Source organism: Pseudonocardia sp. McavD-2-B (assembly GCF_024124365.1).
GTDB classification, from domain to species: Bacteria; Actinomycetota; Actinomycetes; order Mycobacteriales; family Pseudonocardiaceae; genus Pseudonocardia; species Pseudonocardia alni.
Map to the genome: position 1 here is coordinate 1 of NZ_JAMXSG010000068.1, position 22,840 is coordinate 22,840.

Below are 22,840 nucleotides of genomic sequence, written 5' to 3' on the forward strand. Positions count from 1 at the left end.
GGGTCTGGTCGGCCACCGCGCTCACGCGGCCGCCTCCGCCCGGGCGACGCGCCGCGCCGTGGGCAGGCCGATCGCGGCCGCGATCAGGCAGGCCACCGCACCCAGGGCGAGCCCGCCGCGACCGCCCCACTGCTCGCTGACCCAGCCGGCGATCGGGCCACCGATCGGGGTGGACCCGAGGAGGGCCACCGACCACAGCGCCATCACCCGGCCCCGCATGTGCGGGGCCGAGGCCAGCTGCATCGTCGAGTTGCCGCCGGCCATGAACGCGACGCTGGCCATCCCGACCAGCCCCATCGCGGCCAGCGCGACCCACAGCGCCGGCGCGACCGCGGCCAGGCCCAGGACCAGGCCGAACAGCAACGCGGTCCGCACCAGCATCGGCACCCCGGTACGCCCGTGCCCGGCGACGACGAGCCCCCCGACGACCGCGCCGACGCCCATCGCGCCGGTGAGCCAGCCGTAGGTGGCCGCGTCGCCGCCGAAGGTCTGCGAGGCCACGACCGGCAGCACCACCGGGAACTCGTAGGCCAGGCAGCCGATCAGCGCCATCATCACCAGGGGCACCCGCAGCTCGGGGTTGTCGCGCACGTGGGCGAGCCCCTCGCGCAGCTGCCCGGGCGCCCGGGGCGCCGGAGCGGTGGGCATGAGCGCGGAGGTGTCCAGGCGCAGCAGCGAGGTCACGACGGCGACGAAGCTGACCGCGTTCACCGCGAAGCAGATACCGGTCCCGCCCGCGACGATGACCAGCCCGGCCACGGCCGGTCCGACGGCGCGCGCGGCGTTGACCAGGACCGAGTTGAGGGTGACGGCGTTGCGCAGGTCCTCGGGCCCGACCAGCTCGTGCACGAAGGTCTGCCGGGCCGGGTTCTCGACGGCCTTGTTCAGCCCGAGCACCGCGGCCAGCACGTAGACGTGCCAGAGCGCGACGGTACCGGTGAGGGTGAGCACGGCGAGTGCGGCGGCCTGCAGGCCCATCATCGTCTGCAGGCCGACCATCAGCCGTCGCCGGTCGAGGCGGTCCACCCACACCCCGGCGTAGGGGCCGAGGAGCAGGGTGGGCACGGTCTGGACGGCGACGACGGTGCCGAGCACCGCCGCGGACCCGGTCAGCTCGTACACCAGCCAGGACTGGGCGACCGACTGCATCCAGGTACCGACCAGGGAGATCGACTGGCCGCCGATCCAGAGCCGGTAGTTGTGGCCGGACAGCGCGGCGAAGGTGCGGGCGAGCGCCCGGCGGGACGCCTGGTCCGGACCGGCGCTCACCGGGCGTCCCGCAGGGCCCCGGCGAGTGCGTCGAGCGCGGGCAGCGCGGCCCGCAGCCGTGCGGCGTGGTCGGGGGTCAGGGCGTCGACCTGTGCGGCGAGCAGCCGGGTGCGTTCCTCGCGGCGTCGGCGGTGCTCGGCAGCACCGGCCTCGGTGACCGCGACGCGCACGGCGCGACCGTCGTCGGGGTCGGTGTCGCGGACGAGCAGCCCGGCGACCTCCAGCTTGCCCGCCAGGCGCGACAGCATGGTGGGGTTGACGCCCTCGACGGTGGCGAGCTCCCCCATCCCGATCGGGCCGCGGACGGCGACGGTGCCGAGTACCGACACAGCGCTGCGGGTGAGGTCGGAGCCGCGGGTGGCCCGGTCCAGGCCCCGGGCGATCCGGGCCAGGTCCGTGCGCAGCCGCGCCAGCTCGTCGGGGTCGAGGCCGCTCATGCACACTCCATATGTTTGCCTGTCGGCAAGCATATACCTGTGCAACGATCCGCGCCGCGCGCGGACGGGGCGGCGCCCCGGTCAGGCGGGAGCGACCTCGGACTCGGCGGACCGGAGCCGGGACGCCAGCCGCTGCAGGTCGTCGCGGAGGCGGAACAGCTCGTCCATCGACATGCCGGTGGCCTCGATGACCTGGTCCTGCGCGGCGGCGGCGTGCTCGCGCAGCGCCTTGCCCTTCTCGGTCAGCGACACCTGCACGGTGCGCTCGTCGTCCGGGCGACGGGCGCGGGTGACCAGCCCGTGACCCTCCAGCCGGGTCAGCATCGGCGACAACGTGCCGCTGTCCAGGAACATCCGCTCGCCGAGTTCCCGCTGGGGCACCGTCTCCTCGGCCCACAGCACGAGCAGAACCGCGTACTGGCTGTAGGTCAGGCCGATGGAGTCGAGGATCGGGCGGTAGCACCCGGTCATCGCACGCGACGCCGAGTGGAGCGCGAAACAGAGCTGCTCGTCGAGCGCCAGCGGCGCAACGGTTCCGGGCTCGGTCATTCCCACAGGGTAAGCGCTCGATGTCGGGAGTTCATCCGAGCCCGCAGGATCGGCTCGGCACCGGGCTCCCGCGGACCGGTCACGACGAGGAACAGGTCCGGGGCGCGACCACCCCCGAAGCGGTCGCGCCCCGGACCCGGGGGCCGACGGACCGGAGGGCTCCCCAGCGCCCGGTCCGTGCAGAAGTTCGTGTCGTTCTGTTGTGCACCCCGGATTCCCCGACTCTGCGCGCCTCAATCGCAAACAGCTCCGGTTCACCCGCAGCGCCCAGTGTCGGCGCGCACCGTGACCCGGTCGCCGGTATCCCGCTGCGACAACGGGGTGACGGGGGGCGGTACGACGGCGGTACCGCGACCGCCCGTCAGCGTCGGCGGCCGGGTGGCGGGACGGGCTCGGGAGCGGTCATGTCAGGGCCTCCGTGGGAGGGTGACCCCGGGGTGTCCGCACCCGTCCGGTCCCCGGTCCGGCCGGGGCCGCGGACACCCGGAATCGCTGACGTCCGGAGGCGCCGTGCACGCGGTCCGCACCACCGCCCGGCTGCTGCTGGGCGCCTTCCTCGTCGCCGCGGGCGTCGCCCACCTGCTCGTCCCGGCCGAGTTCCTGGCCCAGGTGCCACCGTTCCTGCCCGCGCCCGGCGCGGTGGTGCTCGTGTCCGGGCTCGTCGAGATCGCGGTCGGGGTCGGGGTGCTCCTCGCACCGGCCCGGCTGCGCCCGCACGCCGGGCTGGTCGCGGCGGCGCTGTTCGTGCTGGTGTTCCCCGGCAACGTGGCGCAGTACCTCACCGGCACCGACGCGTTCGGCCTCGACAGCGACGGCGCCCGCGCGACCCGGTTGCTGTTCCAGCCGCTGCTGGTGGTGTGGGCCCTGTGGGCGTGCGGCTCCGGTGCCCTGCTGCGGCGGGGCCGCCGCCGCATCGCCTAGGACTTCTGCACGGTCCGGGCGAGGATGCCCAGGGTCGCCTTGAGCGACGCCGCGGAGATCACCGGGAACAGGTCGGAGTCGCGGTACTGCGGGTGGATGTCGGACCAGTCGCACCACGAGACGACCCGGGTCCCGCCGCCGTCGGCCTCGGCGACCGGCTCCAGCCGGTAGCCGTAGACGTGACCGACCGGCGGGCGCATGACGCCCACGATGGTCCAGGAGATCTCGCGGTCGGGCACGTAGCTCGCGATGTGCACGGTGACGTCGTAGCGGCCCATCGGGCGGTCGCCGAGCGACTCGCGGTCCATGTGCACGACGAAGGTGTCCCCGGCCGCCGAGACCGGCCCGCCCTCGGCCGACATCAACATCCCGGAGCTGTCGACGGCCACGTGCCCGCGCGGGTCGCGGAGCACGGCGAAGATCTCGGACGGGCTCGCGTCGACGATGCGCGAGGTCTCGATCCGCTGGTCGTTCATGGACCCGATCATGCCCCGTCCCGGCCGGTCCGGCCCGGGGACGGGGCACGACGGCGGCGCGATCAGGAGGCGGGGCCGACCGGGAAGCGCAGGACGGCGCCGACGCCGTCGGTGAGCGTGACGTCGTCGTCGGGGTGGACCAGCACGACGGCGGCGCCGGTCGCGGCGGCGGCGCGGACCAGGACGTTCGCGGCCGGACCGGACAGCACCGGGGTGTCGCCGACGAGTTCGTCGGCCTTCTCCCCCACCGCGGCCGGGTCGGAGCCGACGACCAGCTCGGTGCCGGGCACCGCGGCCGGGTCGACCAGCAGCGTCTCGACGGCGTGCGCGCGGGTGGCGCCGGCGACGTCGCCGAGCCCGGTGACGGCGAGCCCGTCGCCGCGCCCCGACGCGGTCGCGAAGCTCGCGACGGCGTCGCCGCGGCGGGTCTCGCGGACCTCGTCGGCGGCGGCGCGCACGGTGTCGTCGACCTGATCGGGGACCGTGCCGCCGGTGTTCTCGATCTCGGCCATGATCCCGGCCGAGGCCGGGGGCAGCTCGTCGCGCAGGCGGGCCCGGGACTCCGCGTCCCCGGCGACGACGAGCAGGCCCGCGTTGCCGGCCCGGACGGACTTCTCCACCTGCTCGGCGACGGCCTGGGCGTTGCGCTTCCAGGTCTCCTCGACCCGGGCGTCCGCGGTGCCCTCTCCGGGGCCCGCGGTGCTCGCCTTGTGGACCGGGCCGCCCGAGTCGGTCGACACCTCGGAGACCGTGCCGTCCACACCGCGGACCCGGCCACCGGTCCGGTCGACCGCGACGACGACGGTCGCCACGTCCTCCCCCACGGCGCCGAGCACGCCCAGCAGGTCCGGGACCGCACCCCAGGCCGCGGTCCCGCGCTCGGGCGGGAACTCGGTGTGCCGGTCGAGCAGGACCCGCGCGGCGTCGGCGACGAGGACCCGCCCGGCCGTGCCGTCGGGGGCGTCGGCGGCGGTCACGGCCTCGTCGAGCACGGCGAGCGCCGACTCGTCGGCACCGTCGTCGGCCAGGCGCTCCCGCAGCTCGCGCCAGCGCAGGCGGTACTGCTCGGTGGCGTCGGCGGTGTCGTGCGTGGCATCGAGCACGACGGTCGCGAAGGGACCGTCGCTGTCGTTCAGGGTTCGGATCCAGTCGGTACGCATCCCCCCGCACCTTCCCGGCACACACGGCGGCAAACCTGGCGCGGCGGCTCAGGTGGACCAGGCTCCCGCGGCGTCGGCGAGGGCGTCGACGACCTCACCCGGCAGCGGCCCGGCACCCCGGGCGGCGGCCGAGAGCGCCCCGGTCACCCGGCCGTCGTGGCGCAGTGCGACCGCGACCGCCGTCGCGCCGGGCAGCAGGGCGCCGCTCGCGCCGCGTTCGAACCCGTCGGCGCGGATCCGGGCGCAGGTGTCGAGGAGCGCGGCGGCGGCGCCGGGATCACCCTCGTGCGCGGCGAGCGCGACCCGTTTGCGTTCGGCCGGGCCGAGGTGGGCGAGCAGGACCCGGCCGGCCGCGGTGTCGGGCAGCGGCGCGCGGACCCGCGCCGACAGCGCCACGTCGAAACCCTCGTCGGCGCCCGCCCAGTCGAGGTAGACGGCGTCGTCGCCGATCCGGGCGGCGAGCAGCACCGGCAGCCCGGTGTGCCGGGCGAGCTGGTCGAGCGCCTCGTGCGGGATCGCCGGGACGGGTGGTTCCCCCGCCCTCGCCGCGAGCATCCAGGGTGCGGGGCCCAGGGTGTACCGACGGTCGCGCTCGTCGAGGTAGCCGGTGGCGACCAGACCGTCGACGAGCTTCTGCACCGAGGACACCGGGGCTCCGACGCGGCGGGCCAGCGCCGACAGGGAGCTGCCGCCGGGCCGGCGGGCGGCGGCCTCCAGCAGACCGGCCACCCGGTCCACGGTCCGGTGGTGGTTACGCATATGGGTAAGCCTAGCTCGCAGGAGCGAGAGAAGTTAGCCATGCTCATGGAGAACGTGATGGGGACCGACCGAGGGGAGCACGACATGGGTGGCGCACTGGACGGGCTGCGGGTGATCGACCTGGCGTCGGTGGTCATGGGCCCGTACGCCTGCCAGATCCTGGGCGACCTGGGCGCCGAGGTGATCAAGATCGAGCCGCCGGCCGGGGACATGACCCGCCGCACGCTGCCGCAGCGCAACCCCGGGATGGGCGCGCTCGCGCTGAACGTGAACCGCAACAAGCGTTCGGTGGCGCTCGACCTCAAGACCGACGCCGGCCGCGCGGTGCTCGACGACCTGCTCGACACCGCCGACGTCCTCGTGACGAACATGCGCCCGGGTGCGCTGGACCGGCTCGGACTCGACCCCGGGCGGGTCGCCGAGCGCTTCCCGCGCCTGGTCCAGGTCCGCGCGCAGGGCTTCCGCAGCGACTCCGAGCTCGCCGACCGCGCCGCCTACGACGAGATCGTGCAGGCGTCGTCGGGGATGGTGGACCTGATGCGCCGGGCGACCGGCACCCCCTCCTACGCGCCGACGATCCTGGCCGACAAGGTCTGCGCGCTGACGATCGCCTACTCCACGCTGGCCGCGGTGATCCACCAGCGGGCCACCGGCGAGGGGCAGCTGGTCGAGGTCCCGATGACCGACACACTGCTCGCGTTCAACCTGGTGGAGCACCTGTCCGGGCACACCTTCGTGCCCGCGGAGGGCCCGACCGGGTTCAACCGGTCGATGGCCGCCGGGCACGAGGCCGTCGCGACGAAGGACGGCTGGGCCTGCATCCTGCCCTACACCCCGCGCAACATCGCCGACTTCTTCACCGCGGCCGGCCGCGACGACCTCGCCGCCGACGAGCGGTTCGCCACCTCCGCCGCGATGGCCGCGCACCAGCCCGAGCTGTACGCGCTGATCGGCGAGCTGGCCCCCCGGCGCACGACCGACGAGTGGGCGCAGCTGTGCGCGCAGTACTCGGTCCCGTTCGCGCCCGTCCTCGCCGTCGACGACGCCGAGACCGACCCCTACGTCACCGACGGCGGCCTGCTCACCGAGGCCGAGCACCCCACCGAGGGCCGCTACCGGTCCATCGGCTTCCCGGTCCGGTTCACCGCCACCCCGGGCGGGATGCGCACCCCGGCCCCCGCGCTGGGCGCCGACGGCGCCGACGTGCTGCGCGAGCTGGGCCGCACCGACGACGAGATCGCCGCGCTGGTCGCCGACGGGGTGCTCGCCCGATGAGGGCCGCCGACGTCCTCGCCGCCGGAACCACCCCGCTGACCGCGCCCGCGTTCACGCCGGGATCGCACCGGTTCACCGACCGCGAGTACCTGAACGTCGTCTACCGCACCGATCCCGACGCGTTCCGTCGCGCGCTGCCCGAGCCGTTGGTGGCCGGGGAGCCGCTGGTCCGGTTCGAGGTCATGCACATGGGCGACGTCGACGGCTTCGGCCCCTACACCGAGTCCGGGCAGGCGCTGGCGTGCTCCTTCGACGGCGAGGAGGGTGAGTACCTGCACGGCATGTGGCTGGACAACGCACCGGCGACCTTCGCCGGGCGCGAGCAGAGCGCCTACCCGAAGGCGTTCGGCACACCACGACTGGGCATCGAGGACGGTGCGCTCGTCGGCACCCTGCACAAGGGCTCGCTGCCGGTGGCCGTCGCGACCATGGCCTACCAGCACACCGAGCTCGATCCGGCGGAGGCCGCCGCGCAGGTCGGTGTGCCGACCTTCATGGTCAAGCTCGTGCCGGGCCGATCGGGACCGGTCGACGCCCGGCTGGTCCGCACCCGGATCACCGACCTGACCGTCAAGCGGGCGTTCACCGGACCGGCCCGGCTGCAGCTGTTCGACCACGTCCTCGCACCGCTGGCGGACCTGCCGGTGCGCGAGATCGTCTCCGCCTCGCACGTGCTGACCGACCTCACGCTCGCGCCGATCACCACCGTGCACGACTACCTGGAGGAATCGTGAGGATCACCGAGATCGGTGCCGGCACCATCGGCGTCTCCTGGACCGTGCTGCTGGCCGCGGCCGGACACGACGTCGTCGTCACCGACCCGCGGCCGGACCTGGCCGAGGTCGTCGACGCCGGTGTGCGCCGGTTCGGGTCGGCGGACCTGCTGGAGCGGGTCGTCTGCGAACCGGACCCTGCACGCGCCGTGGCCGGTGCCGACGTCGTCCAGGAGCAGGGACCCGAGCGCCTGGAGGTGAAGCAGGACATCTGGGCGACCGCGGCCGCGCACGCCCCGGCCGGTGCGCTGCTGCTCAGCTCCACCTCGGGGATCCTGCCCACCGACGTCGCCGCCCGGCTCGACGACGACGCCGCCGCCCGGTTGCTCGTCGCGCACCCGTTCAACCCGCCGCACGTCCTGCCGCTGGTGGAGCTCGTCGCCGGGAAGCGCACCACGCGCGACAACGTCACGCGGGCCGCGGAGTTCCTGCGCTCGGTCGGCAAGGACCCGGTCGAGATCCACAAGGAGGTGTACGGCTTCGTCGGCAACCGGCTGCAGTCGGCGCTGTTCCGCGAGGCCGTCTCCCTCGTCCGTGACGGTGTGGTCTCCCCCGCCGAGCTCGACCGCGTGGTCACCGGCGCGCTCGGTCCGCGCTGGGCGACCGGCGGACCGTTCCTGAGCCTCCACCTCGGCGGCGGCGACGGCGGCCTGCGACACCTGCTCGAGCACCTCGGCCCGGGGATGGCGCGCCGATGGGCCGACCTGGGGGACCCCACCCTCGACCCGGACACCGTCGAGGCGATCAGCACCGCCACCGAGGACGCCTACGGCCCCAGCCGCGAGGCCCTCACCAGCGCACGCGACCGCGCCGAGACCTCCGTGCTCGCCGCCCGGTCGCAGATGGAGGAGTCATGACCGCACCGCTTCCCGCCGACCTCTTCGGCTACGTCGACCTGCTCCCCCCCGAGGAACAGCAGATCCTCTCCCGGGTCCGGTCCTTCGCCGAGGAGCAGATCGCCCCGATCGCCGACGCGTACTGGGACCGCGCGGAGTTCCCGCACGAGCTGATCCCGGGGTTCGCCGAGCTCGACGTCGTCGGGCTGGCACGGGAGTGGCCGGACCGGCCCGCCTACTCGCGACTGCTCACCTCGTTCGTGTCGATGGAGCTGTCCCGCGTCGACCCGTCGATGGCCACGTTCTTCGGCGTGCACGCCGGGCTCGCGCTGACCTCGATCGACCTGTGCGGGTCGCCGGAGCAGAAGGACCGCTGGCTCCCGGCCATGCGCCGGATGGAGAGGATCGGCGCGTTCGCGCTGTCCGAGCCGCACGGCGGGTCCGACGTCGCGGGCGGGCTGGAGACCACCGCCCGCCGCGAGGGCGACGAGTGGGTGCTGGACGGCGCCAAGCGCTGGATCGGCAACGGCACCTTCGCCGACCTGGTGATCGTATGGGCCCGCGACGTGGCGGACGACTCGGTCAAGGGCTTCGTCGTCGAGAAGGACATGCCCGGGTTCACCGCCACCAAGATGGAGGGCAAGCTCGCGCTGCGCACCGTGCAGAACGCCGACCTCACCTTCGACGGCGTGCGCGTGCCGGAGGCGAACCGGCTGCCCGGCGCACAGAGCTTCGCCGACACGAACCGGGTACTGCGGGTGACCCGTGGCGGCGTCGCCTGGAACGCGGTCGGCGCGATGGCGGGCGTGTTCGAGCTGGCCCGTGACTACGCCGTCGAACGCGTCCAGTTCGGGCAGCCCATCGCGTCCTTCCAGCTGGTCCAGGACCACCTCGTGTCGATCCTGGGCGCCGTCGTCGCCTCGCTGGGGATGGCGGTCAGGGTCGCCCAGATGCAGGACGACGGCACCTTCCGCGACGAGCAGGCGGCCCTGGCCAAGCGACAGGCCACCCTGATGCTGCGCGACGCGGTCGCCCGGGCCCGGGAGGTGTTCGGCGGCAACGGGATCCTGCTGGAGAACAAGGTCGGCCGGTTCTTCAACGACGCCGAGGCCCTCTACTCCTACGAGGGCACCAAGGAGATCAACACCCTGGTCGTGGGGCGCGCGGTCACCGGGATCGGGGCGTTCGTGGGACGGAGGCCCGCGAAGCACTGAGTACCGCCAGGGCGTCGCGCAGCGCCCGCAGCCCGGTGACGGCGGGGTCGTCACCGGGCAGCGCCGCGAGATGGGCGTCGACGCACTCCCGGTACAGGCCCCCCAGGTGGTCGGTCAGCAGCGTCCAGGCCGCGACCCGTTCGCCGAGCGCCCCGTCGCGCCACCGCAGGGCGGCCCGGGCCAGGTCGCGGTGGGCGCCGTCGTAGGAGGCGACGGCGGCGTCGTTGCGGCCGATCTCCCCGGTCGTGAGGGTGTGCAGGAACCGGACCGGGAACAGCACCGTCTTGGTGACCGCGCGCGGCCCGCGGGCCAGCAGTGCGGCCGGGTCGGCGACCCCGGCGAGCCAGGCGTCGTCGACCCGCTCGACGAGGAACCCGGCCGAGCCGCGGACCAGCTCGTCGTGGCCGGGCGGGACGGCCCCGTCGCGGACGTCGGTGCCGTGGCGCAGCACGCCGGAGTCGAGCAGGTCGAGCCGGTCGACGGCGGGCAGGCGGGCCGGTCGGCGCCCGGTCCCGTGGCGCACGGTGTCCGGGTCGGCCCAGAACACCGAGAGCCGCTCGGCAAGCCCGTCGGTGCCCGCGGCCGCGTCCCGGGCCGCGGCGACGACGTCGTGCACCCGCGAGGCCGTGCCGCCGCCGGTCTCCCGCAGCACCAGGGCCAGGTCGACGTCGCTGACGGCGGGGGCGAACCCGCCGTGCGCGAGGCTGCCGAGCGTGTAGGCCGCCACCAGCTCGCCACCGAACTCGCGGCGGGCCGCGTCGGTCGCGGCGGCCAGCACCGCCTCGCCCCGCTCGTCGTCCGCCACCGGTCCAGCCTGCCACGCGGGGCCGTCGGACGACCGCCGGACGAACCGGAGGACCCACCCGTCCCGCCGCGGGTTGCGCACCACCGGCTCCCGGGGATGATCACCGCGTGCTCTACATCGGACCGGTGGAGATTCCCGGGTCGGACGACCACGAGGGGTTCGTCAGCGCGGACACCGCCGACGGCCGCGCGACGGGGATCTGGAGCGACGCACGCCGCGCCCCGGCCGTGGCCTACCGCGCGGCCTGCGAGTGCGGGTGGCGCGACGACGTGGCGTTCGTCCCGGACCGGCTCGGCCACTCCGCGGCGCTGCGCGCGTTCGTGGACCACCACTTCAGCCCGGTCACCGGCTCCCCCGCGCTCGACCCGGTGCGGCACTTCCTCCCGGCCTGGGCCGCCGTCGTCGGCGCGCGGGAGCTCGCGCCCGCGATGGCCTGAACGCCCGGTTCGTGCACCTGCGGCCGGTTGTCGGCAGACTGCGAGGATGTCCGCCCCACACCGCCACGCCGCCCCCGACGTCACCCGCTCCACCCCCGTCCTGGCCCTGCGGGTGCTCGCGACCGCGTCGGTCGTCGTCCTGGCCTGGCAGTTCGTGACCGCCGCCGGCCTGTTCACCGGCGGCGACGTCGGCCCGCACGGCACCGGCGCGATCGTGCTGCACGTCGTCACCGGGCTCGCCGCGGCGGCCGCGGTGTGGCTCTGTGTCGTCACCGCCGGAGCGTGGTGGCCGTCGGTCCTCGCCGCGGCTGTCTTCGCGTTCACCTTCGTCCAGGCGTGGTTCGGCGACATCGCGGGGCTGATCGTGCACGTGCCCGGGGCGATGGCACTCGTCGCCGGGTCGGTGTGGCTGGTCGCCTGGTCGTTCCTCCGGGCCGGCTGACCGGCCCGGACGGCCGGTGACGTGGGTCACCCGAACCACGTGGCCGCTCCGTCCGAACCCGACCGGGGTGGTCTGTCCGATTCGGCGCGCGCGATCACGAGGCCCCCCATACCCTCGACAGACCCGGCCCGGTCGTGCCCTCGGCCCCCGACCGGGTCCGGACGCCGACGTCCGGCCGCTCACCACCCCAGGCGACCCGACGGGAGGCCGCGCGATGTTCGTGGAGACCGGGCAGGACCGGCGGCTCGAGCACGTCCCCACCCACCCGGACTGGGTCGCGGAGATCCGCGGCCGGGTCCGGGCCCACGTCGACGAGACCGTGCGGCTCCGGTGCGCCGAGCACGTGCACTCGATGCGCGGTGCGGACTTCGTCGCCGGGGTCCTGAGCGACTTCGTCGGCCGAGGCAAGTACCTGCGGTCGATGTTCGGCTACCTGGGCTGGCGGGCCGCGGCCCCGGACTCCCCCGCCGCGTTGGCGGCCGTGTCCGGGCTGGAGCTGCTGCACGCCTTCGCCCTGCTCCAGGACGACGTCATGGACCGTTCGCAGTTGCGCCGCGGCCGGCCGACGGTGCACGTCCAGCTCGCCTCCTGGCACCGCGGCCAGGGCATGTCCGGCTGCCCGGACCGGTTCGGCGAGTCCGGCGCGGTGCTGCTGGGCGACCTGTGCCTGGTGTGGGCCGAGCAGGCGATGCGTGAGAGCGGGCTGCCGCGTGCGGTGCTCGACCGCGGCTGGCCGCGCTACGACGAGATGCGCTCGGAGCTGGCCGTCGGGCAGTTCGCCGACCTGCTCAACGAGGCCCGCCGCGTCCCCACCCTCGACGAGGTGATGGACGTGCTGCGCCGCAAGTCCGGCAACTACACCGTCCGGCGCCCGCTGGAGCTCGGCGCCGCGATGGCCGGGGCCGCACCGGAGCTGCTCGCGGCACTCGGCGACTACGGGACGATGGTCGGCGAGGCCTTCCAGATGCGCGACGACGTGCTGGGCGTGTTCGGTACCGACGCCACCGGCAAGTCCGCGGGCGACGACCTGGCCGAGCGCAAGGCCACCAGCCTGGTCGTGCTGGCCCGCGAGGTAGCCGGACCGGCCACCCGGGGCGCCCTCGACGCGCTGCTGCACGGCTCCGACGAGGCCGACGGCCCGGTCGACGTCGCCGCGGCGCGGGTGGCGATCGAGTCGACCGGGGCCCGCCGCCGCATCGAGGAGCTCATCGCCACCCGGGTGCAGGGTGCGCTGCGGCTGGTCGACGGCGCGGTCGCCGACGGGGTGCTCGGCGACGACGTCGCCGCGGTGCTGCGCGCGATGGCCGTGCGCTGCGCCGACCGGGCCTCCTGACCGGGGAAGCCCCCGCGAGCGACTGCGGTGCAACAGGATACGACCCGACGCGCCGTGCGACGCCCGCGGTCCTAGGCTCGCGGACATGGTCGACCGTTCCCCGTCCCGTCCCACCCGCCCCGGAACCGTCGGCCGTGCGGGCCTGCCCCGCGAGCAGGTCCCGTCGCACTTCGACGACGGCGCGGCCGACTACGACCGCCTGGTCGGGATGAACCCCGGCTACCACGACCACCTGCGCGCGTCCGCGGCCCGGATGCGGCTCCCCCGTGACGGCGCCGGGCTGCGCCTGCTCGACGCGGGCTGCGGCACCGGGGCCTCCACCGCGGCGCTGCTCGGGGTCGCCCCGCGCGCCGAGATCGTCGCCGTCGACGCCTCGGCCGGGATGCTCGAGCGCGCCCGCACCAAGCCGTGGCCGGCGTCGGTGCGGTTCGTGCACTCCACCGCCGAGACCCTCGCCGAGAACGGGGTCGAGGGACCGTTCGACGGGATCCTCGCCGCCTACCTGCTGCGCAACCTCGACGACCCGGACGCCCAGCTGCGCCGCTTCCACGACCTGCTGCGCCCGGGCGGGGTGCTCGCGCTGCACGAGTACTCGGTCGCCGACTCCCCCCGCGCCCGGCTGTCCTGGCACGCGGTCTGCTGGGGGATCATCATGCCGCTCGGCCGGATGACGACCGGCGAGACCGCGCTGTACCGGCACCTGTGGCGCAGCGTGAACACCTTCGACGGCATCGGCCGCCTGCGCGACCGGGTGCGCGCCGCCGGGTTCGACGCCGTGCACTCCGAGACCATGACCGGCTGGCAGAACGGCGTCGTGCACACCGTGCTCGGGACGCGGTCGTGACCGCCCGCCCGACCGACCCGCGCCGCGTCCGCCACGAGCCCGCCGGTGGCCTCGGCGACGCCGGGCAGCTGGGGCGGCGGCCGCGGGCGGTCGTCGTCGGGGGCGGGATCGCCGGGTTGGCCGCGGCGACCGGGCTGGCCGAGCGCGGCGTCGCCGTCGAGGTGCTGGAGCGCGAGCCCTACCTGGGCGGCCGGGTCGGTGGCTGGTCGGAGACGCTGCCCGACGGCACGCCGGTGTCGATGAGCCGCGGCTTCCACGCGTTCTTCCGGCAGTACTACAACCTGCGCGCGCTGTTGCGCCGCGGCGACCCCGGGCTGGAGCGGCTGGTGCCGCTGGAGGACTACCCGCTCGTCGACGCACAGGGCCGCCGGGACACCTTCCGCGGGTTGCCGCGCACGCCCCCGTGGAACGCCGTGCTGTTCGCGCTGCGCAGCCCCACGTTCCGCCCGTCGGACCTGTTGCGGCTCGACGCCCGCGCCGCCGCGCCGCTGGCCGCGGTCAGCGTGCCCGGCATCTACGAGGCGATCGACCACGTCGACGCGCAGAGCTTCGTCGAGTCGATCAACTTCCCGCCCGCGGCCCGGCACCTGGCCTTCGAGGTGTTCTCCCGCAGCTTCTTCGCGCCGCCCTCGACGATGTCGGCCGCCGAGCTCGCGACGATGTTCCACATCTACTTCCTCGGCTCCTCCGAGGGCCTGATGTTCGACGTGCCCGACGCGGGCTTCGACACCGCGCTGTGGGAGCCGCTGCGCCACTACCTGACCACCCGCGGCGTCACGTTCCGGACCGGGGTCGCGGTGTCCTCGGTGGAGCGGTCCCCGGTGGACGGTGTCGGCAGTGGACGGTTCCACGTGAATCATCGCGACGGCGGCGGCAGCGAGGCGGACGCGGTCGTGCTGGCCACCGACGTGCGGGGGCTGCGCGACATCGTCGCCGCCTCCCCCGGCCTGGGCGACCCCGCGTCGGCCGTCGACGGTCCGGACGCGCTCGCCCGGTGGCGCGACGACGTCGCCGCGCTGGGCAGCGCCCCGCCGTTCCTCGTGCAACGGCTCTGGCTCGACCGGCCCGTCGACGCGACCCGGCCGCCGTTCCTCGGCACCGGCGGGCTCGACCCGCTCGACAACGTCTCCGTGCTGGACCGCTACGAGCACGACGCCGCGGGCTGGGCCGCCCGGCACGGCGGGTCCGTCGTGGAGCTGCACGCCTACTCCGCGGCTCCGCCCCCGGGCGTCGACGACGACACCTGGACCGCCGACCTGCGCCGGCGCTCGGTCGCCCGGCTGCACGAGCTCTACCCGGAGACCGCCGGCGCCGGGGTGGTCGGCGAGCTCGTGCAGTGGCGGGCGGACTGCCCGATGTTCGGCGTCGGCGACTTCGCGCGGCGGCCCACCGTCGCCACCCCCGTGGACGGCCTGGTGCTGGCCGGCGACGGCATCCGGATCGACCTGCCGGTCGCGCTCATGGAGCGCGCCGCGAGCACCGGCTGGCAGGCGGCGAACCGGCTGCTCGCCGGCTGGGGCCTGGCCGGCCACCCCCTCGAGACCGTCCCCACCAGCGGCCGCCTCGGTCCGCTGCGGCGCGCCGCCGAGTACGCGATGCGCACCTGACACCCGTCGAAGGACACCACGTCATGACCCTGCTCTCCCGTCTCACCGCGCACTGGCCGTCCCACTGGCCGCTGCAGCCGCTGCCGTCGCAGAAGTGGGCGGCGCAGAAGCCGACCTACGCCGGCGCGGACCCGAAGCTGATCTCGGCCGCACTGGAGCGGGCGCAGGCGCGCCCGTCGGGGAACTGGTTCGTGGTCGCCGCGAGCCGGGAGATCCGCGGCGACCGTCCGCTCGGCGTGCGCATCGGCGGGGTCGAGCTCGTCGCGTGGCGGGAGGAGGACGGGACGGTGCGCGTGGGTCCCGGCGCCTGCCCGCACCTCGGTGCGCCGATGGCGCTGGCGGCCGTCGACTGCGGCGAGCTGGTGTGCCGCTGGCACGGGCTGCGCCTGGGCGCCCGGTCCGGCCCCGGCTGGGCGGTGCACCCCGTCCACGACGACGGGGTGCTCGTCTGGGCGCGGCTCGACGACGTCGGCGGTGAGGAGCCGACCGACGCCCCGGTCGTCCCGGCCCGCCCGGCCGGCGCGGTCCTCGACGCCGTGACCACCCTGGTCGGGGTGTGCGAGCCCGAGGACATCGTCGCCAACCGGCTCGACCCGTGGCACGGCGCCTGGTTCCACCCGTACTCGTTCCAGAAGCTGACGGTGGACTCCGCGCCCGCCGTCACCGACGTCGACGAGTCCGACGACCGCTTCCTGGTCACCGTCACCTTCAAGGTCGGTCCGGGGCTCGGCGTCCCGGTGCGGGCGGAGTTCGTGTGTCCGGAGCCGCGGACGGTGGTGATGCGCATCGTCTCCGGCGAGGGCGTCGGCTCGGTCGTCGAGACCCACGCGACCCCGCGCGGCACCGACCGCGACGGGCGGCCCCGGACCGCGGTGATCGAGGCCGTCGTCGCCGGGTCGGACCGGCCCGGGTTCTCCGTGGCCTCGAAGCTCGCCCCGGCGATCCGCCCGGCGATGGCCGCGGCCGCAACCCGGCTGTGGCGCGACGACCTCGACTACGCCGAGCGCCGCTACGCGCTGCGCGCCCGGTAGGACCGTCGGCGCAGCACGGGGCCCGTACAGTCGTCAGCCCACCGGCAGCCCGGCCGGCCCGGCCTTGCGCAGCTCCCGCGGAGGCCTCCCGAACCAGCGCCTCGACGCACGGGACAGCGCCGACTGCTCCGCCAGCCCGATCATCGCCGCGACCTGGGTGAACGGGAGGTCGGTCCGCAGGATCAGGCGCTCGGCGGTGTCCCGGCGGGCGTCGTCGACGACCTGCTCGAACGTCGTCCCCTCCACCGCGAGGTGACGTTGCAGGGTGCGGGGGTGCACCCGCAGCAGCCGGGCGACGGAGCCGATCCGCACCGGCCCAGACCCCAGCGACCGGTCGACGGCCGCCCGTACCCGGTCGGTGACGGTGCGCCCGGGCCGGTCGAAGTGGGTCTCCAGGTACTCGATGGCGATGGCGCGCACGGTCTCGTCGCCGCCGGCCAGCGGTCGTCGCACGAGATCGGCGGGCACCCGCAGCACGGCGGCGGGCCGGTCGAAGCGGACCTCGGCGCCGAAGAAGCCCCGGAAGCGGTCGGCGTCGGCGGGAGCGGTGTGCGGCAGGTGCACCGACCGCAGCCCGTAGGGCCCGCCCGACAGCAGCCCGACGATCCGGTGCAGCACCCCCACGCCCAGGTCGGCGACCTGCGGCGGGAGCGGGTCGGTGCTGCCGTACTCCAGCCCGGTCACCCCGGCGACGCCCTCCGGGTCGGCGACGGCGCCGATCGTCAGCGCCGGGCTGTGCACGTAGAGGTAGCGCGAGGCGCAGTCGAGCGCGTCGCCGAGGGTCGCCGAGTTCTGGACAGCGACGGCGAGCGGCCCGAGGATCTCCGGGCCCTGCCGCTGCGCGAGGCGCAGGCCCAGGTCGCCGCACCCGAGCTCGGCGGCCGCGGTCTCCAGCACCCGGGCCACCGACCTGGTCGGGACCAGCGCGTCCGGGTCGGTCCCCTCGACGGCGTCGATCGGGATGCGGAACCGTGCGAACAGCGCCGCTCCGTCGCCGCCCAGCTCGCCGACCAGCGCGACGAGCCCCCGCAACGCCCTCGCCCGGGTGAGTGATCCGGTGCCCATGTCGCACGAGGGTAAGTTGTTGTCGCGCCAGGTCAAGTTACTCCGGGTAGGTTTGGGGCAGACTGGATCTCGGTCGACAGAGGTAGTCAGCGCGGACGCGCCCGATGAGGAGGACCACATGACGCAGGCCGGCACGACGCCCGCTCCGGACAGCACCGCCGTCGAGCACCGCGACGTGATCATCGTCGGGGCCGGGCTCTCCGGCATCGGCGCCGCGGCCCGGCTGCACCAGGAGCTGCCCGGCAAGGACTACGCGATCCTCGAGGGCCGCGAGAGCATCGGCGGCACCTGGGACCTGTTCCGCTACCCGGGCATCCGCTCGGACTCGGACATGTTCACCCTGGCCTACCCGTTCCGGCCGTGGCGCGAGCCGAAGTCGATCGCCGACGGCGCCGACATCCGCCGCTACATCACCGAGACCGCCCGCGAGTACGGCGTGACCGAGCGGATCCGCTTCGGCACGAAGGTCGTCGGTGCGTCCTGGGACTCGGCCACTGCGCGCTGGACGGTGGACACCACCACCGCGCAGGGCCCGAAGCGCTACACCTGCTCGTTCCTGTTCATGTGCTCGGGCTACTACGACTACGACAAGGGCTTCCAGCCGGAGTTCCCGGGCCGGGAGGACTTCGCCGGCACCTGGGTTCACCCGCAGTTCTGGCCGGAGGACCTCGACTACACCGGCAAGAAGGTCGTCGTCATCGGGTCCGGCGCCACCGCCGTCACGCTGATCCCCTCGCTGGCCGCGAAGGCCGGGCACGTCACGATGCTGCAGCGCTCGCCGTCGTACCTCACGGTGCTGCCCAGCAAGGACCCGGTCGCCGACCAGCTGCGCCGCTTCCTGCCCGCGAAGGTCGCGCACGCCATCCTGCGGCTGCAGTACGTGACGCTGACCCAGGCGTTCTACCAGCTCGCCCGGCGCCGCCCGGAGCGTGTGAAGAAGGTGCTGCGCGGCCTCGCGCTGAAGTTCCTCAAGGACGAGTCCTACGTGGACAAGCACTTCACCCCGAGCTACGACCCGTGGGACCAGCGCCTGTGCGTCATCCCGGAGGGCGACTTCTACAAGTCGATCAACCGGGGTGACGCCTCGGTCGTCACCGACCACATCGAGCGGATCACCGAGAAGGGCATCCGGCTGCGGTCGGGCGAGGAGCTGGAGGCCGATGTGATCGTCTCGGCGACCGGCCTGTCGCTGAGCCCGCTGGGCGGCATCACGATCCACGTCGACGGCGAGCAGGTCGACATCGGCAAGACCGTCACCTACCGCGGCCTGATGCTGTCGGGCCTGCCGAACCTGGCGTTCTGCATCGGCTACATCAACGCGTCCTGGACGCTGCGCGCCGACCTCGTCGCCCGCTACGTGCCCAAGCTGCTCGCGCTGATGGACCGCGACCGGATCGCCGTCGCCACGCCGGCGCCGACCGCGTCCCCGGACCGGCCGCTGCTCGACATCGAGTCGAACTACGTGAAGCGCTCGGAGCACCTGTTCCCGCGCCAGGGCCGCAAGGACCCGTGGCGGCTGCACCAGAACTTCTTCCTCGACGCCGTCGGGCTCGGCCGCGCCGACCTCAAGCGGGACATGATCCTCACCCCCGCCTCGGCGCTCGGTGCCCGCGACGCCCGCGTCCCCACCCCGACCGCGTCCGGCATCGCCGCGGACACCGTCGCCACCCCGGCGACCGCACAGCAGGAGGTGGCCTCCTGATGGCCCGCTCACCGTTCCGCTTCGCCGAGGGCACCGCCGTCGTCACCGGTGCCGCCGGTGGCATGGGCGAGCACGTGGCCCGCCTGCTCGCCGAGCGCGGCAGCGACCTCGTGCTCGTCGACCGCGACGGCGACCGGCTCGACACCGTTGCGTCGGCGATCCGCGCGAAGCACCCCGGCCTGTCGGTGACCACCGAGACCGTCGACCTGGCCGACCGCGACGCCGTCGACGCGCTGTCGACCCGGATCCTCGCCGGCCACCCGGAGATCAGGCTGCTGGTCAACAACGCCGGCGTCGCGCTCGGCGGGGACTTCGCCCGGCTGACCCTCGACGAGTTCGACTGGGTCATGGACGTCAACTTCCGCGCCCCGGTGCGGCTGACCCACGCCCTGCTGCCCGCGCTGACCGCACGGCCCGGCGCGCACGTGGTCAACGTGTCCAGCCTGTTCGGGCTGATCGCACCGCCCGGGCAGTCGGCGTACTCGTCGTCGAAGTTCGCGATCCGCGGCTTCTCCGAGGCGCTGCGCGCCGAGCTCGCCCAGGTGGGCACCACCGTCACCACGGTGCACCCGGGCGGCATCAGGACCGGGATCGCCGCCGGCGCCCGGGTCGGGGTCAACATCCCGGCCGAGGAGGCCGAGCGCGGCAAGAAGGACTTCGAGAAGCTGCTGACCTTCCCCGCGGAGAAGGCCGCCGAGCTGATCGTCGACGCGATCGCGAAGCGCCGCCCGCGGCTGCTCATCGGGATCAGCGCGAAGGTCCCGGACCTGCTGGCCCGGCTCGCCCCGGCGAACAGCATCCGGATCTTCGCGAAGCTGGTGGGCGCCTCGGGGAACGCGAAGGCGGCGCGCACGCGATGACCCTCCCGCAGACCCGCTTCGTCGACGTCGGCGGCACCCGGATCCGGGTCCGCGAGACCGGCGACCCCTCCGGTGAGCCGGTCCTGCTGCTGCACGGGATCGGCCGCAGTCTGGAGGACTGGGACCCGCAGCACGAGTTCCTGTCCCGGTACCGGGTGGTCGCGCTCGACCTGGCCGGGTTCGGCCACTCCGACCGGGTGCCCGGCCCGGCGACGCTGGAGAAGCTCGCCGACACCGCGCTCGCCACCCTCGACGCGCTCGGCGAGACCCGGCCGGCGCACGTCATGGGCAACTCGCTCGGCGGCGCCGTCGCGCTGCTGATCTCCACCCGGCACCCCGAGCGGGTCGTCTCACTGGTGCTGGCCGACCCCGCCGGGTTCGGCGCCGAGGTGACCCCCGCGCTGCGGGTCATCGGGGTGCCGCTGCTGGGCCGGTTCCTGCTGGGCCACCTGGACGCCACGGCGGCGCGACGCTCGGAGCGGTCCCTGTTCGTCGACGGCTCCCTGGTCACCGACGAGCGGGTCGCCCGCGCCGTGGAGATCGCGCGGCGGCCGGAGTTCGCCCGGACCTTCGCCGAGGTCGCGGCCGAGCTGGGCACCGTCCGCGGGGTCCGGCCGGGCTGGCGGCGCGCGCTGCTCGACGCGTTCGCCCGCGCCCCGAAGCCGACCCTGGTCGTGTGGGGTGAACGGGACCTGATCCTGCCCGCGGCCCAGCTGCGCGCGGCGGGCCGGCTCCCGCAGGTCACGACACACGTGTTCGGCCGGGTGGGACACATGCCCCAGATCGAGGTTCCCGGGGCGTTCGCGACGCTGGCGTGCGATCACCTCGCCCGGGCGGGGCGGCGGACCAGCATCTCCAGCGACAGCCGCGCCGGCACCAGGTAGGGCAGGACCACGGCGGGCGGGCCGTGCACGGTCAGCCAGGTCCGGGTACCGGCCCCGGACGGCCGCACGCCGTGGTCCAGGCTCAACCGCACCCGGTTCAGCGGGGAGGCGCCGGCGCCGAGGGCGACGTCCCAGGCCCAGGTGCGGGCGCGCTCGTCGACCTCGGTGACCGCGAAGGACACCGTGACGCCGAGCGGGCCGCGGACCTGCCCGGTCACGCCGGGGCGTATCCGGTCCGCCGCGGTGTCGACACCGAGGATGTAGGGCGCCCACTCCGGCCAGCGGGCGGGCACGGCGTAGCGCTCCCAGACCTCGTCGGCGGGCTGCGGGCCGCGGGCGTGCAGTGTCAGGCGCATCGACGACGATCCTGGCGGCTGCGCGCCCCCGCCGCGCGACGGGCCGGTTGCGGCCGTAGCGTCGGGTTCATGCGGATCGCCCCGTGGCTGGCCGCCCTGGTCACGCTCCCCCTGCTCGCCGCCTGCGGTACCGGCCCCAACCCGGTGACCAACGCGCTGTCCGGCGCCGAGGCCCCGGTCGCCGCGGCGGGCGCGGACCTGGTGCCGGTCACGGTGTCGGTGCCGCCCGGGGCCGCGACCGCCCCGTTCGACGAGCCCCGCGAGGCGCTCGTCCCGGCCGGGTGGACGGTGTCGGTCCTCGCCCGCGTCCCGAACGCCCGGCTGGCCGTCTGGACCCCGGACGGCGAGCTGCTCGTCTCGGTGCCCGACGACGGCCGGGTGCTGGCGCTGTCGCGCACCGGTGAGCAGCGGCCGTTGCTCGACGGGCTCACCCAGCCGCACGGGCTCGCGTTCTCCCCGGACGGCGGCACCCTCTACGTCGCCGAGTCGAACCAGGTGTCGGCGTACGCCTGGGCCCGCGGCGCGGCGACCGGGCGGCGGGTCGTCGTCCCCGGCCTGCCCGACGCCAACTCCCCCGACCTGCGCGGCGCCTACGGCCACGAGCTGAAGTCGGTCACCGTCGGCCCGGACGGCGCGGTCTACGTCTCGGTCGGGTCGACCGGCAACATATCGGTCGCCGACCGGGACGCCACTCCCCCGCGCGCGTCGATCCTGCGGATGCCGCCCACCGGCGGGCCCGCCGCGCCGTTCGCGACCGGGGTCCGCAACGGCACCGGGCTGGCCACCGCGCCCGACGGCTCGGTCTGGACCGCGGTCAACGGCCGCGACAACGTGCCCTACCCCTACGACCGGCCCTACGGCGACGCCGGCGCCTCGTCGTTCGGGAAGGTCGTCGACGCCTACGTCACCGACCATCCGGCCGAACCGCTGGCCCGGCTCACCCCGGGCCGCGAGCTGGGCTGGCCGTTCTGCAACCCGGACCCGGACACCGACCCGGGCGTCGCCGGCTCCGCGCAGAACTTCACCGACGTCGGTCTGGTCGCCGACGCCGAGCTGAACCCCGGCGGGCGCGCGATGGACTGTGCGGCGCTGGCCCCCGTGGAGCAGTCCTTCCCGGCGCACTCGGCACCGCTGGGGCTGTCGTTCACCGACGGGGTGCTGCCCGCGCCGTACGCGGCCGGGGCCCTGGCCGGGGTGCACGGCTCCTGGAACGCCGACCCGCCGAGGGCCCCCGAGGTGTCGTTCTTCCCCTGGCGGGACGGGGGCCTCGGCGCGCAGCAGACGCTGGTCGGCGGGTTCCAGGACCCGTCCGGAGCGCGTTGGGGCAGGCCGGTCGCGGCCGTCGCCGGGCCGGACGGCGCGGTCTACGTGACCGACGACGACGCCGGTGCCGTCTACCGGGTGGCGCCACCCGGCCGGTGAGCAGCCCGCCCGTGACCGGGGCCGCAGTCGGCCCGGCCGCCCGCGGCGCCGGGGTAGGTTCACCCCGGTCGCCCGAGGGCGGACGACCGGGGAGGGTACGGGGCGATGCGGATCGTGGACTGGGCCGGCGACGACGAGGGCGGCCCGGCGGTGGTCCTGCTCGACCAGCGCGCGCTGCCCGGCGCGACCGAGCACCTCTACCTGCGCACCGTCGACGAGCTGATCGAGGCGATCCGGTCGCTGGCCGTGCGCGGTGCCCCGAGCCTGGGCATCACCGGCGCCTTCGGGGTCGCGCTGGCCGCGTCCCTGCACGGCACGGCGACGCCGGTCGCCGTCGCCGCGGTGCGGTCCGCGGCCGAGCGGATCGCCGTCGCCCGGCCCAC

At 75.0% G+C, this 22,840-nt stretch carries 24 protein-coding genes and 1 pseudogene; 16 read left to right on the top strand and 9 right to left on the bottom strand.

All coding sequences use genetic code 11. The annotated features are described in order from the left end of the window. Positions 1–21 precede the first annotated feature (21 nt). The 3 genes from NH602_RS11780 to NH602_RS11790 all read right to left on the bottom strand — a co-directional run bounded on the left by NH602_RS11780 (position 22) and on the right by NH602_RS11790 (position 2,255). Complete coding sequence (locus tag NH602_RS11780; RefSeq protein WP_253067850.1) at positions 22–1,269, bottom strand: MFS transporter; 1,248 nt, start codon at positions 1,267–1,269, stop codon at positions 22–24. Further along, the gene (locus NH602_RS11785; protein ID WP_179759932.1) at positions 1,266–1,706 is read right to left on the bottom strand and encodes a MarR family winged helix-turn-helix transcriptional regulator; all 441 of its coding nucleotides are present in this window, start codon (positions 1,704–1,706) and stop codon (positions 1,266–1,268) included. Before NH602_RS11785 ends, NH602_RS11780 begins: the two co-directional genes overlap by 4 nt. Before the next feature lie 81 nt (positions 1,707–1,787). Continuing rightward, on the bottom strand, positions 1,788–2,255 hold the full coding sequence (locus NH602_RS11790; protein WP_073574984.1) for a MarR family winged helix-turn-helix transcriptional regulator: 468 nt from the start codon (positions 2,253–2,255) through the stop codon (positions 1,788–1,790). A gap of 510 nt (positions 2,256–2,765) precedes the next feature. Here NH602_RS11790 and NH602_RS11795 point away from each other — a divergent pair. Next, positions 2,766–3,176 carry a hypothetical protein gene (locus NH602_RS11795; protein WP_179759933.1) on the top strand — a complete coding sequence of 137 codons (411 nt, stop codon included), beginning with the start codon at positions 2,766–2,768 and terminating at the stop codon, positions 3,174–3,176. Here the strand turns inward: NH602_RS11795 and NH602_RS11800 are convergent. The 3 genes from NH602_RS11800 to NH602_RS11810 all read right to left on the bottom strand — a co-directional run bounded on the left by NH602_RS11800 (position 3,173) and on the right by NH602_RS11810 (position 5,571). Further along, the gene (locus NH602_RS11800; RefSeq protein ID WP_179759934.1) at positions 3,173–3,652 is read right to left on the bottom strand and encodes an SRPBCC family protein; all 480 of its coding nucleotides are present in this window, start codon (positions 3,650–3,652) and stop codon (positions 3,173–3,175) included. The two genes, NH602_RS11795 and NH602_RS11800, sit on opposite strands and share 4 nt — an antisense overlap. 62 nt (positions 3,653–3,714) lie before the next feature. Then, a complete protein-coding gene (locus NH602_RS11805; RefSeq protein WP_179759935.1) occupies positions 3,715–4,812 on the bottom strand; it encodes a hypothetical protein in 1,098 nt (365 codons plus the stop codon). Positions 4,813–4,860: 48 nt separating this feature from the next. Further along, entirely contained in the window at positions 4,861–5,571 is a 711-nt protein-coding gene (locus NH602_RS11810) for an IclR family transcriptional regulator (protein ID WP_179759936.1), read from the bottom strand. 57 nt (positions 5,572–5,628) lie between these two features. Here NH602_RS11810 and NH602_RS11815 point away from each other — a divergent pair, with 57 nt between their 5' ends. Genes NH602_RS11815 through NH602_RS11830 form a run of 4 tightly spaced genes read left to right on the top strand, consistent with a single transcriptional unit; the run spans position 5,629 to position 9,669 of the window. Further along, the gene (locus NH602_RS11815; protein ID WP_246352628.1) at positions 5,629–6,846 is read left to right on the top strand and encodes a CaiB/BaiF CoA-transferase family protein; all 1,218 of its coding nucleotides are present in this window, start codon (positions 5,629–5,631) and stop codon (positions 6,844–6,846) included. Continuing rightward, positions 6,843–7,580: an acetoacetate decarboxylase gene (locus NH602_RS11820; RefSeq protein WP_179759937.1), complete on the top strand. Its 738-nt coding sequence runs from the start codon at positions 6,843–6,845 to the stop codon at positions 7,578–7,580. Before NH602_RS11815 ends, NH602_RS11820 begins: the two co-directional genes overlap by 4 nt. Beyond that, complete coding sequence (locus tag NH602_RS11825) at positions 7,577–8,476, top strand: 3-hydroxyacyl-CoA dehydrogenase NAD-binding domain-containing protein (RefSeq protein WP_253067851.1); 900 nt, start codon at positions 7,577–7,579, stop codon at positions 8,474–8,476. Before NH602_RS11820 ends, NH602_RS11825 begins: the two co-directional genes overlap by 4 nt. Then, positions 8,473–9,669, top strand: coding sequence for an acyl-CoA dehydrogenase family protein (locus NH602_RS11830; RefSeq protein ID WP_179759939.1), 1,197 nt, complete (start codon positions 8,473–8,475; stop codon positions 9,667–9,669). The genes NH602_RS11825 and NH602_RS11830 overlap by 4 nt, the downstream gene beginning before the upstream one ends. On the opposite strand, the gene NH602_RS11835 is transcribed toward NH602_RS11830, so the two are convergent. Continuing rightward, on the bottom strand, positions 9,623–10,474 hold the full coding sequence (locus NH602_RS11835; RefSeq protein WP_253067852.1) for a hypothetical protein: 852 nt from the start codon (positions 10,472–10,474) through the stop codon (positions 9,623–9,625). The two genes, NH602_RS11830 and NH602_RS11835, sit on opposite strands and share 47 nt — an antisense overlap. Positions 10,475–10,581: 107 nt before the next feature. Here NH602_RS11835 and NH602_RS11840 point away from each other — a divergent pair, with 107 nt between their 5' ends. From NH602_RS11840 to NH602_RS11865, 6 genes are all read left to right on the top strand, one after another. Next, positions 10,582–10,911, top strand: coding sequence for a hypothetical protein (locus tag NH602_RS11840; protein WP_179759941.1), 330 nt, complete (start codon positions 10,582–10,584; stop codon positions 10,909–10,911). Positions 10,912–10,957: 46 nt separating this feature from the next. Beyond that, positions 10,958–11,353, top strand: a complete 396-nt coding sequence (locus NH602_RS11845) for a hypothetical protein (RefSeq protein WP_073574993.1) — start codon at positions 10,958–10,960, stop codon at positions 11,351–11,353. A 214-nt stretch (positions 11,354–11,567) separates the two neighbouring features. Continuing rightward, a complete protein-coding gene (locus tag NH602_RS11850; RefSeq protein WP_253067853.1) occupies positions 11,568–12,686 on the top strand; it encodes a polyprenyl synthetase family protein in 1,119 nt (372 codons plus the stop codon). 85 nt (positions 12,687–12,771) lie between these two features. Continuing rightward, a complete protein-coding gene (locus NH602_RS11855; RefSeq protein ID WP_253067854.1) occupies positions 12,772–13,530 on the top strand; it encodes a class I SAM-dependent methyltransferase in 759 nt (252 codons plus the stop codon). Continuing rightward, positions 13,527–15,137, top strand: coding sequence for an FAD-dependent oxidoreductase (locus NH602_RS11860; protein ID WP_253067855.1), 1,611 nt, complete (start codon positions 13,527–13,529; stop codon positions 15,135–15,137). The genes NH602_RS11855 and NH602_RS11860 overlap by 4 nt, the downstream gene beginning before the upstream one ends. A gap of 23 nt (positions 15,138–15,160) precedes the next feature. Further along, positions 15,161–16,168 (top strand): DUF5914 domain-containing protein, encoded by a 1,008-nt coding sequence (locus NH602_RS11865; protein WP_253067856.1) that lies wholly within the window; start codon positions 15,161–15,163, stop codon positions 16,166–16,168. A gap of 33 nt (positions 16,169–16,201) precedes the next feature. On the opposite strand, the gene NH602_RS11870 is transcribed toward NH602_RS11865, so the two are convergent. Next, on the bottom strand, positions 16,202–17,233 hold the full coding sequence (locus NH602_RS11870; RefSeq protein WP_253067857.1) for an AraC family transcriptional regulator: 1,032 nt from the start codon (positions 17,231–17,233) through the stop codon (positions 16,202–16,204). A 118-nt stretch (positions 17,234–17,351) separates the two neighbouring features. Here NH602_RS11870 and NH602_RS11875 point away from each other — a divergent pair, with 118 nt between their 5' ends. The 3 genes from NH602_RS11875 to NH602_RS11885 are packed head-to-tail and all read left to right on the top strand — an operon-like array spanning position 17,352 to position 20,679. Further along, positions 17,352–18,935, top strand: coding sequence for an NAD(P)/FAD-dependent oxidoreductase (locus NH602_RS11875; RefSeq protein ID WP_253067858.1), 1,584 nt, complete (start codon positions 17,352–17,354; stop codon positions 18,933–18,935). Beyond that, the gene (locus NH602_RS11880) at positions 18,935–19,795 is read left to right on the top strand and encodes an SDR family oxidoreductase (RefSeq protein WP_073574999.1); all 861 of its coding nucleotides are present in this window, start codon (positions 18,935–18,937) and stop codon (positions 19,793–19,795) included. Before NH602_RS11875 ends, NH602_RS11880 begins: the two co-directional genes overlap by 1 nt. After that, on the top strand, positions 19,792–20,679 hold the full coding sequence (locus tag NH602_RS11885; protein WP_253067859.1) for an alpha/beta fold hydrolase: 888 nt from the start codon (positions 19,792–19,794) through the stop codon (positions 20,677–20,679). Before NH602_RS11880 ends, NH602_RS11885 begins: the two co-directional genes overlap by 4 nt. Here NH602_RS11885 and NH602_RS11890 read toward each other — a convergent pair. Further along, entirely contained in the window at positions 20,616–21,035 is a 420-nt protein-coding gene (locus NH602_RS11890) for an SRPBCC family protein (protein WP_073575001.1), read from the bottom strand. The genes NH602_RS11885 and NH602_RS11890 overlap by 64 nt on opposite strands. Before the next feature lie 69 nt (positions 21,036–21,104). Between NH602_RS11890 and NH602_RS11895 the strand changes: the two genes are divergently transcribed. Both NH602_RS11895 and NH602_RS11900 read left to right on the top strand, forming a co-directional pair. Beyond that, positions 21,105–22,457 carry a sorbosone dehydrogenase family protein gene (locus NH602_RS11895; RefSeq protein ID WP_253067860.1) on the top strand — a complete coding sequence of 451 codons (1,353 nt, stop codon included), beginning with the start codon at positions 21,105–21,107 and terminating at the stop codon, positions 22,455–22,457. Between the two features lie 105 nt (positions 22,458–22,562). Further along, a pseudogene (locus NH602_RS11900) lies at positions 22,563–22,840 on the top strand (S-methyl-5-thioribose-1-phosphate isomerase); the annotation flags it as partial.

What these genes read in the sequence shown, in the direction of transcription:
- NH602_RS11785 (WP_179759932.1), bottom strand. Translation starts at nt 1,706, where the DNA reads ATGAGCGGCCTCGACCCCGACGAGCTGGCGCGGCTGCGCACGGACCTG.
- NH602_RS11790 (WP_073574984.1), bottom strand. Translation starts at nt 2,255, where the DNA reads ATGACCGAGCCCGGAACCGTTGCGCCGCTGGCGCTCGACGAGCAGCTC.
- NH602_RS11800 (WP_179759934.1), bottom strand. Translation starts at nt 3,652, where the DNA reads ATGAACGACCAGCGGATCGAGACCTCGCGCATCGTCGACGCGAGCCCG.
- NH602_RS11805 (WP_179759935.1), bottom strand. Translation starts at nt 4,812, where the DNA reads ATGCGTACCGACTGGATCCGAACCCTGAACGACAGCGACGGTCCCTTC.
- NH602_RS11810 (WP_179759936.1), bottom strand. Translation starts at nt 5,571, where the DNA reads ATGCGTAACCACCACCGGACCGTGGACCGGGTGGCCGGTCTGCTGGAG.
- NH602_RS11815 (WP_246352628.1), top strand. Translation starts at nt 5,629, where the DNA reads ATGGGGACCGACCGAGGGGAGCACGACATGGGTGGCGCACTGGACGGG.
- NH602_RS11820 (WP_179759937.1), top strand. Translation starts at nt 6,843, where the DNA reads ATGAGGGCCGCCGACGTCCTCGCCGCCGGAACCACCCCGCTGACCGCG.
- NH602_RS11830 (WP_179759939.1), top strand. Translation starts at nt 8,473, where the DNA reads ATGACCGCACCGCTTCCCGCCGACCTCTTCGGCTACGTCGACCTGCTC.
- NH602_RS11845 (WP_073574993.1), top strand. Translation starts at nt 10,958, where the DNA reads ATGTCCGCCCCACACCGCCACGCCGCCCCCGACGTCACCCGCTCCACC.
- NH602_RS11850 (WP_253067853.1), top strand. Translation starts at nt 11,568, where the DNA reads ATGTTCGTGGAGACCGGGCAGGACCGGCGGCTCGAGCACGTCCCCACC.
- NH602_RS11855 (WP_253067854.1), top strand. Translation starts at nt 12,772, where the DNA reads ATGGTCGACCGTTCCCCGTCCCGTCCCACCCGCCCCGGAACCGTCGGC.
- NH602_RS11865 (WP_253067856.1), top strand. Translation starts at nt 15,161, where the DNA reads ATGACCCTGCTCTCCCGTCTCACCGCGCACTGGCCGTCCCACTGGCCG.
- NH602_RS11870 (WP_253067857.1), bottom strand. Translation starts at nt 17,233, where the DNA reads ATGGGCACCGGATCACTCACCCGGGCGAGGGCGTTGCGGGGGCTCGTC.
- NH602_RS11875 (WP_253067858.1), top strand. Translation starts at nt 17,352, where the DNA reads ATGACGCAGGCCGGCACGACGCCCGCTCCGGACAGCACCGCCGTCGAG.
- NH602_RS11880 (WP_073574999.1), top strand. Translation starts at nt 18,935, where the DNA reads ATGGCCCGCTCACCGTTCCGCTTCGCCGAGGGCACCGCCGTCGTCACC.
- NH602_RS11885 (WP_253067859.1), top strand. Translation starts at nt 19,792, where the DNA reads ATGACCCTCCCGCAGACCCGCTTCGTCGACGTCGGCGGCACCCGGATC.
- NH602_RS11890 (WP_073575001.1), bottom strand. Translation starts at nt 21,035, where the DNA reads ATGCGCCTGACACTGCACGCCCGCGGCCCGCAGCCCGCCGACGAGGTC.
- NH602_RS11895 (WP_253067860.1), top strand. Translation starts at nt 21,105, where the DNA reads ATGCGGATCGCCCCGTGGCTGGCCGCCCTGGTCACGCTCCCCCTGCTC.